This is a genomic window from Mesorhizobium huakuii (assembly GCF_030160235.1).
GTDB classification, from domain to species: Bacteria; Pseudomonadota; Alphaproteobacteria; order Rhizobiales; family Rhizobiaceae; genus Mesorhizobium; species Mesorhizobium huakuii.
Map to the genome: position 1 here is coordinate 326,209 of NZ_BSNY01000047.1, position 12,997 is coordinate 339,205.

Below are 12,997 nucleotides of genomic sequence, written 5' to 3' on the forward strand. Positions count from 1 at the left end.
GAACGAATGCCGGGTCGGCTTTCTTCCGGCGCCCCTCACCCTCCCCACAAGGGGGAGGTAAGGGGCGTTCCCTAACCGCTCACCTTGAAGAAATCCACGAACGCCCTCAGCGCCGGACGCATCTGCCGGCGGCTGGGATAATAGACGAAGAACCCTTCGAAGGGCGGGCACCAGTCCTCCAGCACGCGGATCAGCCTTCCGTCGGCGAGCGGGTCCCGCACATAAGGCTCGAAGACGAAGGCGAGTCCAGCGCCATCGACCACCGCTTGCGCGATCAGATGGTCCTCGTCGAGGATTAGCGGTCCTTGCGTTGCAATCTCGATCTCCTCTCCGTCTTTCTCGAATTCCCAGCGGTAGAGAACGCCGCTGGAGAAGCGGAAGCGGATGCAGCGATGATCGGCAAGGTCGCGCGGATGATGTGGTCTCGGCATGGCCGCGAAATAGGATGGCGCGCCGACCACCGCGCCGCGAAGGTCCGGTCCGATGCGCACGGCGATCATGTCGCGCTGCAGGCTCTCGCCGAGCCGCACGCCAGCATCGAAACCGCCTTCAACCACATCGGTGAAGCGGTCCTCGATGACAATCTCCAGCACGATGTCGGGATAGGCCGTGGCAAAAGCGCCGAGCCGCGGCGTCAGCACCAGATGCGCTGCCGTGCGCGGCACGCTGAGCCGCAGATTCCCCGCCGGCCGCTCGCGTGACTCGACCGCGGTCTCCAGTGCCAGGTCGATTTCCGACAGAGCCGGCCGCAATCGCTCCAAGAGTTGCGCGCCTTCTTCCGTCGGCGCGACGCTGCGGGTGCTGCGCGCCAGGAGCCGCACGCCAAGCCGCGCCTCGAGGCTGGACACAGCGTGGCTGACCGCCGATGGCGCGATGGCCAATTCCCTGGCCGCGCCGCGAAAGCTGCCGCACTGAGCAACGGTCGCCAGCACCGCCAGTTGGGAGAGATGCGCTCGGTTCATTGATCTATTTCTTGGAACGGCCCGTACAAATGAGAGACGATTATCGAACACAAAGCAAGGCGCTACTTCTGCTGCATCACAACAAGGAGACGCGTGATGCAAACCCGCAAACTAGGAACTGAATTGAATGTGTATCCCGTGGGCCTAGGCTGCATGGGCATGAGCTTCGCCTATGGCGGCCAGCCGGAGGCCGAGGCGATCGCCACGCTGCACCGTGCCGTCGAGATCGGCGTCAACTTCTTCGACACGGCGGAAGTCTACGGCCCTTACGAGAACGAGATCCTGCTCGGCAAGGCGCTGAAGTCGGTGCGGAACAAAGTGACGATCGCCACCAAATTCGGCTTCAAGATTCTGGAAGAAGGCACCGGCCTCGACCGCATGGCCGGCGTCGACAGCCGCCCCGAGCATGTCAAGGCGGTGGCCGAGGCCTCGCTGAAGCGGCTGGGCACCGATGTCATCGACCTCTACTACCAGCACCGTGTCGACCCCAACGTGCCGATCGAGGATACGGTCGGCGCCATGGCCGAGCTGGTGCGCGAGGGCAAGGTGCGCGCGCTCGGCCTGTCGGAGGCAAGTGCGGCGACCATCCGCCGGGCGCATGCCGTGCATCCCATAGCGGCGGTGCAGAGCGAATATTCGCTGTGGACCCGTGACCCGGAAGAGGAGGTGTTCGCCGTCTGCCGCGAACTCGGCATCGGCTTCGTTCCCTACAGCCCGCTCGGCCGTGGCCTTTTGACCGGCACCATCGCCAGGCCCGAAACGCTTGACGATGGCGACTGGCGCCGCACCCTGCCGCGCTTCCAGGCGGAGGCCATGGAAGCCAATGCCAAGGTTATCGCGACGCTGGAAAGAATGGCGGCGGAAAAAGGCGTGACCTCGGCGCAGCTGGCGCTGGCCTGGGTACTGCACCAGGGCGATTTCATCGTGCCGATCCCCGGCGCACGAAAAATCCGCCATCTGGAGCAGAACACGGCGGCGGCGCAGATCGAGCTGAATGTTGCCGAGGTAGCGGCGATTGGTGACGCGCTGTCACCGGACAAGGTGATGGGCAAGCGTTACACCGAGGAGCTGCTGGCTTTGGTGAATGGGTGAACGGTGACCTGGGGGAAGGGCGCTTCGGCGCCCTTCTTCAATGCCCGCGCGATGCGGATGATTGTGAAAAGCTGGCGCCTAGCACGGACATTTCTACGTCTGCACCCCTACCACGGCACCACCTCAATCTCCGGCCAGCACTCCTGCGCCCGCTTGCCCTTCGCCTCATGCGTTCGCTGGTTGTCCATCGCCCGGTTCGGCACGATGCGGAACGAGAAAATGTCGTCGAGCCCGAATGGCGCCACCAGATCGAGCAGCCCGTCGGCACCGTATCGCACCCCGACCGCGTGCGTCTTGGAGGCGAAATGGCTGACGGATTCGCTCGCGCTCGTATAGCGCGGGCAGGGCTGCCCGAACTTTTGGGGATACCACAGATGCACACGCGCCTGGTTGCGCACCTCGACCGGCAGCGCCAGCCCCTCGAAATGCTTTGCTGCCCGGCGGATCACGGCGTCCTCGGCCTCATAGGACAGGTCGCTGTCGTCGAAATAGAAAAGATCAACGTCCTTGATGCCGTAACCTGACGGCTTGCCGGTCAAATGGTTCCAGACGCTGTTGTAAAGCGCGCCGGAAACCACCAGCCAATCCGGCAGCTCAAGCGTGCGGGCGCGCGCCAGCGCGTCGCCGACCAGCGGGTCTCCCGACACCATGTCGAGAAACGCCGCGCGCTGTGCTTCGAACGGCAGCCCGGAATAGCGCAGATGGTCCATCGCCCTTTGGAGAACGATTCGCCACCTGCTCGCAAGTTTCAGCCGCGCAGCACGCCGCCCGTCTGTTTGCCGACATTCTCGACGACGCGCTTGGCCAGCGCCTCGAAATCCTCGTCGGTCAGCGTCTTCTCGACCGGCTGGATCGACACCTCGATGGCGATCGATTTCTTGTCGGCGCCGAGCGACGCACCTTCGAAGATGTCGAAGACCGAGACGGCTGTGATCAGCTTCTTGTCGGCGGCCAATGCGGCGCGCACCAGCGTGCCGGCCTCGATCGCCTTGTCGACGACGAAGGCGAAGTCGCGCTTCACCGCCTGGAAGGCGGAGAGCTCCAGCTTCGGCTTGGTCTTCGTCGGCTTGGCCTTCGGCTCCGGCACGGCATCGACGAACACTTCGAAGCCGCAGAGCGGACCGGAGACATCGAGCCCCTCCATCGTCTTGGGATGGAATTCGCCGAACGTGCCGAGCACGGTCTTCGGCCCGAGCTTGATCGTGCCGGAGCGGCCGGGATGGTACCAGGACGGCCCGCCCGCCTCGATCTGTAGTCGGTCGACCGGCGCGCCGCAGGCCTCGAGCGCCGCGATCGCATCGGCTTTTGCGTCGAACACGCCGACGGGACCCGAATTGCCGGCCCAGCTGCGGCCGGAGCCGTCGAGCTTGGCGGTGCCGCGGCGCACGCCGGCGGCCACGCGCCGCTGCTGGTCGGCGCCGTCTCCCTCATAAGTGCCCGAGACCTCGAACAGCGCCACATCGCCAATGCCCTTGTCGGCATTGCGCTGCGCTGCGGCGATCAGCCCCGGCAGCAGCGACGGCCGCATGTCGGACATGTCGGCGGCGATCGGGTTGGCGAGCTTCAGCGCTGTTTGGCCGCCGCCGAACAGCTCGGCATGTTTGGCAGGAATGAACGACCAGGTGACGGCCTCCATCATGCCGCGCACGGCAAGCGCGCGCTTGGCGGTGCGGGTGCGGACCTGCAGCGTGGTCAGGATCTTCGAATTGACCGCGTCATGCGCGCCGAGCGGCTGCGGCGCGATGTTGTCGACGCCGTGGATACGCATCACCTCTTCGACCAGGTCGGCCTTGCCGTCGACATCGGGACGCCAGGACGGCACAGCGACGTCCACGACATCGCCCGAACCCTGCGGCTTGAAGCCGAGGCGCGACAGGATGTCGAGGCTTTCCGCCTTCGGCACCTCGATGCCGGTCAGCCGCGTCACTTCCGAAAGCGGGAAGGAGACGATCTTGGGCTTGTGGCCGGCATAGCCGACGACTTCCGTCTCGGCCGGCTCACCGCCGCAGAGGTCGAGCACCAGTTTCGTCGCCAGTTCGACGCCGGGGACCATGAACTCAGGGTCGACGCCACGCTCGAAGCGGTAGCGCGCATCGGTGATGATGCCGAGCGTGCGGCCGGTGCGGGCGGTGGTGATCGGATCCCACAGGGCCGATTCGATCAGCACGTCTGATGTGTTCTCGTCGCAGCCGGAATGCTCGCCGCCCATCACGCCGGCGATCGATTCGACGCCATTGTCGTCCGCGATGGCGCACATGTCGGGCGTCAGCGTGTATTCGCGACCGTCCAGCGCCATCACCTTCTCGCCGTCCCTGGCACGGCGCACGACGAGATTGCCGGCGACCTTCCTGGCGTCGAACACATGCAGCGGCCGGCCGCGATCGAAGGTGACGTAGTTGGTGATGTCGACCAGCGCGCTGATTGGCCTCAGACCAATGGCGATCAGTCTTTGCTGCAGCCATTTCGGCGACGGACCGTTCTTGACGCCGCGCACCAGGCGCAAGGCGAAGCCCGGGCAAAGCTCAGGCGCCTCGATGACCACCTTGACCGGCGTCTCGCCCTTGCCGGGAATCTTTTCGACCGCACCACTTTTCAGCGTGCCGAGCCCGCTTGCCGCCAGATCCCTGGCAATGCCGTAGACGCTGGTGGCATCCGGCCGGTTCGGCGTCAGATTGATCTCGATGACCGGATCGTCGAGATGCGCATAGGACGCGAAGCTGGTGCCGACCGGCGCGTCGGCCGGCAGATCGATGATGCCATTGTGCTCGTCGGACAGTTCCAGCTCGCGCTCGGAACACATCATGCCATGGCTCTCGACGCCACGGATCTTGCCGACCGTCAGCGTTACGTCGATGCCGGGCACATAGGTGCCGGGCGCGGCGAAAGCGCCGATCAAACCGGCGCGGGCATTCGGCGCGCCGCAGACGACTTGGACAGGGGGCTTGCCGTCGCCGGTATCGACGGTCAGCACGCGCAACCGGTCGGCATCGGGGTGCTGCACCGCCGTCAGCACCTTGGCGATGACGAAGGGTTTCAGGCTCGACTTGTCGTCGACATGCTCGACTTCGAGGCCGATCGACGTCAGCCGCTCGACGATGTCGTTGAGCGTGGCGTCGGTCTCGAGATGATCCTTGAGCCAGGAGAGGGTGAATTTCATGGGGCTGTTCCGTCTGGTCTTTTGACGCTTGATTTCAGATGTCTCGGCAAGTCGTCGGACATATGCAGGAAGGGAAGCTGCTCGCTGACATAGGCATGCAGCGTCGGCTTGAAATCGGCCGGCGCGTCCATGGCGCCGAGCATGAAGTAGATGTCGTCTTCCAGCCGCTCGTCGACATAGGCGATGGGCGAGCCGCAGACACCGCAAAACGAGCGCGTCACCGGGCCGTTCTCGTACATCTTCAGCGCCTTGCCGGTGAACGCCACCTTGTCGGCCAGGAAACCGACAAAGGCCGAGACCGGCGCGCCGCTGGCCCGCCGGCAATCACCGCAATGGCAATAGCTGACGTGATCCGGCTCGGCCGAAGCCTCGAACCGCACGGCGCCGCAGCGGCAGCCGCCAATGTGGGGCGCTGTCATGCGCTCAAGCCGCCGAACAGCGTCGGCATGTCGAGCGGCCGGAAACCGTAATGCGACAGCCAGCGCACATCGGCGTCGAAGAAGGCGCGCAGGTCCGGCATGCCGTATTTGAGCATGGCGATGCGATCGATGCCCATGCCCCAGGCAAAGCCCTGATATTCGTCGGGATCGAGCCCGCCGGCACGCAGCACATTGGGATGCACCATGCCGCAGCCGAGGATCTCCATCCAGTCGGAGCCTTCGCCGAAGCGCACTTCGCCGGGCCGCGAGCGGTCGCACTGGATGTCGACCTCGAGGCTTGGCTCGGTGAACGGGAAGAAGGACGGCCGGAAGCGCATCTTGACCGAGGGCACCTCGAAGAACGCCTTGCAGAACTCTTCCAGCACCCACTTCATGTTGGCGACATTCGCTGATCTGTCGATCACCAGTCCCTCGACCTGATGGAACATCGGCGAGTGCGTGGCGTCGGAATCCTGGCGGTAGGTCTTGCCCGGAATGACGATGCGGATCGGCGGCTTCTGCTTCTCCATGGTGCGGATCTGCACGGGCGAGGTGTGCGTGCGCAACAGCTTGCGCTCGCCCTTCTCGTCCGGCTGGAAGAAGAAGGTGTCGTGCATCTCGCGCGCCGGATGTCCCTCCGGGAAATTCAACGCGGTGAAATTGTAATAGTCGGTCTCGATATCGGGACCTTCGGCGATGGCGAAGCCGAGATCGCCGAAGATCGCCGCGATCTCGTCGATGACCTGGCTGATCGGATGGATGCGGCCGCGCTCGGCCGGCGACTGCCGCACCGGCAGCGTCACGTCGACCTTCTCGGCGGCCAGTCGCGCGGCGATCGCCACATCCCTGAGTTCGGCCTTGCGGGCCGTCAGCGCCTCGGTGACGCGGTTCTTGAGGCCGTTGATGACCGGGCCCTTGAGCTGGCGCTCCTCGGCGGTCATGGCGCCGAGCGTTTTCAGCATCTCGGACACGGTGCCCTTCTTGCCGAAGGCGGCGATGCGCACGGCCTCGATGGCCGGCTCATCGGCGGCCGATGCGATGTCGGCCAGAAGGGAATCTTCCAGGGCTTCAAGATTTCCAGCGGTGGCGTTCACAGTGAAGCTCTCTCGATAGGGCGACCGACACCATTTTGGTTCGTCGTCACCATTTTGGTTACATCAGGGTCAAAAAAGAACCCGCGCCAGCCGTGCCAGCGCGGGTTCCCCATAATCAGAATTGCGAATGCTTGGGAAGCGCTGGTCTTAGGCGACAGCGCTTTCAAAAGCGTTCGGCGTGGTGTTCTTCAGATATTCGAGCGCGACCTTGGCCTTGGCCACGAGCGCGGCGAAAGCCTGCGGCTCATGGATGGCCATGTCGGACAGGATCTTGCGATCGATCTCGATGCCGGCCTTGTTGAGGCCGTCGATGAAGCGGCCGTAGGTCAGGCCATGCTCGTGGGTCGCGGCGTTGATGCGCTGGATCCACAGCGCGCGGAACGAGCGCTTGCGGTTCTTGCGGTCGCGGTAAGCATACTGCAGCGACTTTTCCACCGCCTGCTTGGCGATGCGGATGGTGTTCTTGCGACGGCCGTAGAAGCCCTTGGCGGCTTTCAGGACCTTCTTGTGCTTGGCGTGCGAGGTGACGCCTCTCTTTACGCGTGCCATGTCATGATCTCCTTAAAACGCTGTCCAGACCGAATGCTCAGAGGCCGTTCGGCAGAAAATTCTTGATGACCTTCTTGCCATCCGGTTCAGCCAGAACCATCGTGCCGCGGGCATTTCGAATGAACTTGTTGGAACGCTTGATCATGCCGTGACGCTTGCCGGCCGCAGCCGACAGGACTTTACCCGTACCTGTGATCTTGAACCGCTTCTTGGCGGCCGACTTGGTCTTCATCTTGGGCATTTTGCTACTCCGTATTGTTGGCGCACTATCGCGCTTCTTGTTCGCTCCGGGCCGACCAAAGCCCGAAAAGCAAATGAAACCGCCACGGCATGCCCTGCCGGGCGGTTTTCTTGAACGGCGGTCCTATACGTCAAAGACGGCCTGTGCGCAACACCTGAAGCCGTGCGACGCTCTGTCCCCGCTCAGGGCAGCGTGAACCACACCGGCAGCATGCCCGACTGCTGCGCGCCGTCGATCAGTTCGAAGGCCGGCAGCGCGACCAGGAACACCAGACCGTCGAGCAGCGTGGTCAACAGCAGGCGCGGCTTGAAGCTGCCCGTGTCGCCCTCCTGGTAGAGGGAAGGCTTCGGGAAGAAGCGCGGCACCCTCTCCAGATAGGCCTGATAGGGCGCGCCGAGCGCTTCCTTGAGGAATTTCTCCTCGCGCAGGATGACGATGTGGAAGGCGCCGGCGCACAGCAGTGCGAACAGGATGACGCCCGAGAACGAGCCGATCTGCGCGCCGACGCCGGCCGCGGCCACGGTCGAGAACACATAGAGCGGGTTGCGGGTGATCGAATAGGGCCCGCCTGTCACCACCTCGGAGGATTTACGCCCGCCTATATAGAGCGTCGCCCAGAGGCGGCCGACGATGCCGAGGAAGATCAAGAGCACGCCGAACATCTCGATTGTTTCATGCACCGGCGTGTCGGGTGGGAAGGTCGATTGACCGAACAGCAGCGCCAGAAACAGCACCACCACGAGCACGGCAAGCACCAGCCGACGCATCTGCTGGTAATTGCCCAGCCCGTATTTGAGTTCGTTGTCCAAGGGGATATCCGATCGTCGAGGAGCCTATTGCATGTCGCCCAAAAGTGGGTCCGGTTTTGGGAGGACGACATGCATAAAAACAAAGCCGGCGATCGCAGCTTTAGCCGAGAAACAGGCGTCCCGCCGATCGCCGGGACGCTCTGCAAGACGATTCAGGCGGATTTGGAGCGCTGGTCACGCCTGACTTTATCGTGATCTCAGATGTGTTGATATTCAGCACACCTTAGCGCGGCGCCAGCACCATCATCATCTGGCGGCCTTCGAGCTTCGGCTCCGCCTCGACCTTGGCGATGGTTGCCACTTCCTCGCGCACCTTGTTCAGAAGCTGCATGCCGAGCTCCATATGCGCCATCTCGCGGCCACGGAAGCGCAGCGTCAGCTTGACCTTGTCGCCCTCCTCGAAGAAGCGGCGCACCGCCTTCATCTTGGTCTCGTAGTCATGGCTGTCGATGTTCGGGCGCATCTTGATCTCCTTGATCTCGATGACCTTCTGATTCTTGCGCGCCTCGGCCGCCTTCTTCTGGTTGGCGTATTTCAACTTGCCGAGATCGAGGATCTTTACGACGGGCGGCACCGCATTGGGCGATATCTCAACGAGATCGAGCCCGGCCTCTTCGGCGAGCAGCAATGCGTCGTTGATGGAAACATCGCCGCGGTTCTGGCCTTCGGCGTCGATAAGCTGGACCCGGGGAACCCGGATGTCACGGTTGGAGCGCGGCCCATCCTTGGTCGGCGCCGCTGCTTTGAAAGGTCTGCGAATGGTCGTGGTCTCCTTGGCCGTTTCGTTCAGGATTTGTCAGTCTTGATGCGTGGACGCGCCAATGTGGTGAGCGCGCGGGCGGAGTCAATAGCACAGCATTGACAGAAAATCACCCTGATCACCGCCTGCACCAAACAAAGAAACAGCGCGAGCACTTTTCGCCACGCCCGTGGCTGTGCCACAAGAACCCCGAGCCAGAAGAGGGGCCTGAGGAAAAAGCCATGACCGTCACGCCCCCAGCCTATCTCGACGTCGATGGATCGCGCATCGCGGTGCGCCATAGCGCGGGTTCGATACCCGGCATCGTCTGGCTCGGCGGCTACAAGTCGGACATGCTGGGCACGAAAGCGCAGACGCTGTCGGACTGGGCGGCAAAACAGGGCCGCGCCTTCCTGCGCCATGACTATTCCGGCCATGGCGAATCCGGCGGCGCCTTTGCCGACGGCACGATTTCGACTTGGCTGTCGCAGAGCCTCGCCGTGTTCCGGAAGTTTGCCAAGGGCAACCAGATCCTGGTCGGCTCGTCGATGGGCGCTTGGATCGCGCTGCGCATGGTGCAGGAATTGCGCAAGGCGGGCGATGCAAGCGTCGTCGGCCTGGTGCTGCTGGCGCCGGCGCCGGATTTTACCTCCGAGTTGGTCGAACCGGTGCTGACCGAAGCGCAGAAGCGCGACCTTGCCGAGAAGGGTTTCTTCGCCGAGCCGTCGGACTATTCGACCGAACCCTACATCTATACCCGCGCGCTGATCGAGGACGGGCGCGCCAACCGGGTGATGACCGGTCCGATCGACACGCATTGCCCGGTCCACATCCTGCAAGGACTGGCCGATCCGGACGTGCCGTCGAGCCACGCGCTGAAGCTGGTCAGCCTGCTGCCGGCAGATGATGTCACGCTGTCGCTGATTCCCGACGGCGATCATCGCCTGTCGCGGCCGCAGGACCTCGACATGCTGGTGCGCGCGGTTGGCGACATGGCCGGGCGGGGCAAGTGACGATGCGCCTTTCCATTCCGATCTCGGCCTTCGTCGCGGCAATCGTCGGCTTTGGCGGCACGCTGGCCATCGTCATCGCCGCCGCCCACGCGGTCGGCGCGACGCAAATTCAGACGGCAAGCTGGGTGACGGCCATTTGCCTGGCCATGGCGATCGAGAGCCTGTGGCTGTCCTGGCGCACGAAAATGCCTGTCATCACCGCCTGGTCGACGCCGGGCCTGGCGCTGATGGCGGCGTCGACCGGCTTTTCGATCGGCGAGGCCGTCGCCGCCTTCATCGTCACCGCCATCCTGTTGATCGCCACCGGCCTGTTCCGGCCGCTGACGCAATTGATCTCCAGGATACCACCCTCGGTCGCTTCGGGCATGCTCGCCGGCATCGTCGTTACCTTCGCCCTCAATGCGGTCAAGACCGTTCCCGTCGACCCCTGGCTGATCCTGCCTCTGATCGCGGCCTTCTTCTTGATCCGTGTGTTCCACCCCGCGCTGTCGGTGCTGTCGGTGCTGGTCGGTGGCGGTCTGGCCGCATTTCTCACCGGCCGTGTCGGTGGCCTGCCGACGCCGGAACTGTCGACGCTGACGCTGATCGCGCCTGACTTCACCGCCAAGGCGATGATCGGCCTGGCGCTGCCGCTCTATCTCGTCACCATGGCCTCGCAGAACCTGTCGGGGCTGGCCGTGCTGCGCGCCGCCGGCTACCACCCGGAGCCAGGCCCGCTGATCGGCGTCACCGGGCTGTTTTCCCTGCTGTCGGCGCCGTTTGGCGGCTCGACCACCAACCTGGCGGCGATCTCGGCGGCGATCTGCACGGGGCCGGACGTCCATCCCGACCCCGCCGAGCGCTGGAAGACCGGCCCCTTCTATGCGCTCGCCTATCTCATCTTCGCGATTTTCGGCGCGTCGCTGGTGGCGATCTTCGCCGTCCTGCCGCAGAGCCTGATCGTGCTGGTGGCGGGCCTGGCGCTGATGGCCTCGCTCGCCAACGCGCTGGCGATTGCGCTGAAGGACGAGGGCGACCGCATGGCCGCCACCGTCACCTTCGTCGTCACCGCTTCGGGGCTGACCCTGTTTGGCGTCGGCGCCGCATTCTGGGGGCTGATCGCCGGGCTGGTCGTGCTTTTCCTCGACAGGCTCAAAAAGCGATAATCATTTCAGGTCCTTGTCCGGTTTTGGCGGACATTGTCTTGAATCGCCGTTTTCGCCTTCCCATTTCGATTCCACGCAGCCGGTCTTGGCTGTCTCCAACCGAAGGAATGGGAGAAAATGAACACATCTGCATTGATCCGCCCGGCCTGGACGCCGGCAACCATCGCGTTGATGGTGATCGGCTTCATGGTGTTCTGGCCGCTCGGCTTCGCCATGCTCGCCTACATCATCTGGGGCGACCGGCTCGACGGCTTCAAGCGTGACGTCAACCGCGCGACGGACGGTATCTTCGCCGGCTGCCGCCGCGGTTCCGACAAGGCCGCGCGCTGGGGCAACGGCTCCGCCCGCACCGGCAACGTGGCTTTCGACGACTGGCGCGAAAAAGAGCTCGAGCGCCTCGCCGAGGAACGCCGCAAGCTCGACGACATGCTGACCGAGTTCGACGACTATGCCCGCGAACTGCGTCGCGCCAAGGATCAGGACGAGTTCGATCGCTTCATGGCGAACCGCAACAAGTCGACCGCTCCGGCAAAGACCGATCCGGGTGCCGGCACCACCCCGACCAAGCGCGGCAAGGGCTCGAACCTGCTCGACGACTGAGGCTTTGCGACAAGCCCGATCGTGAAAAAAACGGCGTCGCGCGAGCGGCGCCGTTTCTTTTTTGTTCTAGTCGTTTTTCTCGAATCGCGTATCGTCCCGCCATGACCATCGGATTCTTCCGCAATCTGACGAAGCCCAAGGCCACGCCTGTCGTGGAGCGCGAATATTGCGTCGCCGGCCGCACGCTGCCGCTCAAGATCGTCGAGAGCGCCCGGGCACGGCGCCTGACGCTGCGCATCGATTCCGGCGGCCAGGGCCTGCGCATCACCGTGCCGCCCGGCCTGCGCCGCGGCGAGGTGGACAGGTTCCTCGACCGCCACCAGGACTGGCTGGAGCAGCGCCTGGCCAAGGTGCCGACGCGCCCGCAAGTGCGGCCGGGCATCAAGATCCCGATCCGGGGCGTGCCGCACCGTATCGTCCATGAACCGTCGAAGCGCGGTACCGTGACGGTATCGCGTGACGAGCGCGGCCCGCTGCTGATCGTGCATGGCGATCGTGTGCACCTGCCGCGCCGTATCGCCGACTTCTTGAAGCGCGAGGCCAAGAAGGAGATCGAGAAGCTGGTGATCAAGCACACCGAGGCGCTCGGCAAGCGTGCCAAGGCCATCCGCTACAAGGACACGTCCAGCCGCTGGGGCTCCTGCACCTCGGAGGGCAATTTGTCGTTCTCCTGGCGCATCATGATGGCGCCGCAGCCTGTTATAAATTACCTCGTCGCGCATGAGGTGGCGCATCTCAAGGAGATGAACCACGGCCCGAAATTCTGGAAACTGTGCGAAAAACTCTGCCCCGACACCGACCGCTGCAAGGACTGGCTGAAGCGCAATGGCGGCGCGCTGCAGGCGATCGTGTTCGAGTAGTCAGTCGTCATTCGCGGCGTTGAGTTCGTCCGGTCGCAGACCCTCATCGCCATGATGCGGCCAGGGCAGGAAATTGCGGTCAAATTCATCGCCGCCGAAATAATCCAGCGCCCGATGCGCCTCGGCGCCGTTGAAGGCGGCCTTGTCCATCAGATGGGCGATCACCTCGCGCGCCTGCGCGATCTTCTGCTTCAGTTCCGCAACCGTTCTGTCGGCCATGATCGTTCTCCCGCCCTTCATGCTGCCAATTAATCCCGTCCATCAATAGGTAGCGCCTTTGGCCTTGCCGGCAAACAGCATGCTTTTTCTCGACTCTG

16 protein-coding genes are annotated in these 12,997 nt (G+C 63.9%); 6 read left to right on the plus strand and 10 right to left on the minus strand.

Translation table 11 applies throughout. The features are described from left to right. Nucleotides 1-71: 71 nt before the first annotated feature. Nucleotides 72-962, minus strand: a complete 891-nt coding sequence (locus QQK95_RS23830; RefSeq protein ID WP_284276836.1) for a LysR family transcriptional regulator — start codon at nucleotides 960-962, stop codon at nucleotides 72-74. A 96-nt stretch (nucleotides 963-1,058) separates the two neighbouring features. Between QQK95_RS23830 and QQK95_RS23835 the strand changes: the two genes are divergently transcribed. Continuing rightward, the gene (locus tag QQK95_RS23835; protein ID WP_284276837.1) at nucleotides 1,059-2,054 is read left to right on the plus strand and encodes an aldo/keto reductase; all 996 of its coding nucleotides are present in this window, start codon (nucleotides 1,059-1,061) and stop codon (nucleotides 2,052-2,054) included. A 107-nt stretch (nucleotides 2,055-2,161) separates the two neighbouring features. Here the strand turns inward: QQK95_RS23835 and QQK95_RS23840 are convergent, their stop codons facing one another. From QQK95_RS23840 to QQK95_RS23870, 7 genes are all read right to left on the minus strand, one after another. Continuing rightward, a complete protein-coding gene (locus QQK95_RS23840; protein WP_284276838.1) occupies nucleotides 2,162-2,764 on the minus strand; it encodes a nucleotidyltransferase family protein in 603 nt (200 codons plus the stop codon). A gap of 38 nt (nucleotides 2,765-2,802) precedes the next feature. Further along, nucleotides 2,803-5,211 carry a phenylalanine--tRNA ligase subunit beta gene (gene pheT, locus QQK95_RS23845; protein WP_284276839.1) on the minus strand — a complete coding sequence of 803 codons (2,409 nt, stop codon included), beginning with the start codon at nucleotides 5,209-5,211 and terminating at the stop codon, nucleotides 2,803-2,805. Next, nucleotides 5,208-5,630 (minus strand): GFA family protein, encoded by a 423-nt coding sequence (locus tag QQK95_RS23850; protein ID WP_284276840.1) that lies wholly within the window; start codon nucleotides 5,628-5,630, stop codon nucleotides 5,208-5,210. Before QQK95_RS23850 ends, pheT begins: the two co-directional genes overlap by 4 nt. Continuing rightward, a complete protein-coding gene (gene pheS, locus QQK95_RS23855; RefSeq protein ID WP_284276841.1) occupies nucleotides 5,627-6,724 on the minus strand; it encodes a phenylalanine--tRNA ligase subunit alpha in 1,098 nt (365 codons plus the stop codon). The genes QQK95_RS23850 and pheS overlap by 4 nt, the downstream gene beginning before the upstream one ends. Nucleotides 6,725-6,871: 147 nt before the next feature. Then, complete coding sequence (gene rplT, locus QQK95_RS23860; protein ID WP_006201247.1) at nucleotides 6,872-7,273, minus strand: 50S ribosomal protein L20; 402 nt, start codon at nucleotides 7,271-7,273, stop codon at nucleotides 6,872-6,874. Between the two features lie 37 nt (nucleotides 7,274-7,310). Then, nucleotides 7,311-7,514, minus strand: a complete 204-nt coding sequence (gene rpmI, locus QQK95_RS23865) for a 50S ribosomal protein L35 (protein ID WP_006201248.1) — start codon at nucleotides 7,512-7,514, stop codon at nucleotides 7,311-7,313. 182 nt (nucleotides 7,515-7,696) lie between these two features. Next, nucleotides 7,697-8,323 carry a methyltransferase family protein gene (locus QQK95_RS23870; protein ID WP_284276842.1) on the minus strand — a complete coding sequence of 209 codons (627 nt, stop codon included), beginning with the start codon at nucleotides 8,321-8,323 and terminating at the stop codon, nucleotides 7,697-7,699. 69 nt (nucleotides 8,324-8,392) lie between these two features. Here QQK95_RS23870 and QQK95_RS23875 point away from each other — a divergent pair, with 69 nt between their 5' ends. Next, entirely contained in the window at nucleotides 8,393-8,518 is a 126-nt protein-coding gene (locus tag QQK95_RS23875) for a hypothetical protein (RefSeq protein ID WP_262928143.1), read from the plus strand. A gap of 28 nt (nucleotides 8,519-8,546) precedes the next feature. On the opposite strand, the gene infC is transcribed toward QQK95_RS23875, so the two are convergent. Beyond that, nucleotides 8,547-9,083 (minus strand): translation initiation factor IF-3, encoded by a 537-nt coding sequence (gene infC / locus QQK95_RS23880; RefSeq protein ID WP_010912915.1) that lies wholly within the window; start codon nucleotides 9,081-9,083, stop codon nucleotides 8,547-8,549. Nucleotides 9,084-9,304: 221 nt separating this feature from the next. Between infC and QQK95_RS23885 the strand changes: the two genes are divergently transcribed. The 4 genes from QQK95_RS23885 to QQK95_RS23900 all read left to right on the plus strand — a co-directional run bounded on the left by QQK95_RS23885 (nucleotide 9,305) and on the right by QQK95_RS23900 (nucleotide 12,680). Continuing rightward, nucleotides 9,305-10,075, plus strand: a complete 771-nt coding sequence (locus QQK95_RS23885) for an alpha/beta hydrolase (protein ID WP_284276843.1) — start codon at nucleotides 9,305-9,307, stop codon at nucleotides 10,073-10,075. Between the two features lie 2 nt (nucleotides 10,076-10,077). After that, on the plus strand, nucleotides 10,078-11,220 hold the full coding sequence (locus QQK95_RS23890) for a benzoate/H(+) symporter BenE family transporter (protein ID WP_284276844.1): 1,143 nt from the start codon (nucleotides 10,078-10,080) through the stop codon (nucleotides 11,218-11,220). A 117-nt stretch (nucleotides 11,221-11,337) separates the two neighbouring features. Beyond that, complete coding sequence (locus QQK95_RS23895) at nucleotides 11,338-11,820, plus strand: DUF2852 domain-containing protein (RefSeq protein WP_284276845.1); 483 nt, start codon at nucleotides 11,338-11,340, stop codon at nucleotides 11,818-11,820. A 101-nt stretch (nucleotides 11,821-11,921) separates the two neighbouring features. Next, nucleotides 11,922-12,680, plus strand: coding sequence for a M48 family metallopeptidase (locus QQK95_RS23900; protein ID WP_202356677.1), 759 nt, complete (start codon nucleotides 11,922-11,924; stop codon nucleotides 12,678-12,680). Here QQK95_RS23900 and QQK95_RS23905 read toward each other — a convergent pair whose 3' ends face one another. Further along, complete coding sequence (locus tag QQK95_RS23905; RefSeq protein ID WP_284276846.1) at nucleotides 12,681-12,899, minus strand: hypothetical protein; 219 nt, start codon at nucleotides 12,897-12,899, stop codon at nucleotides 12,681-12,683. Between the last annotated feature and the right edge of the window lie 98 nt (nucleotides 12,900-12,997).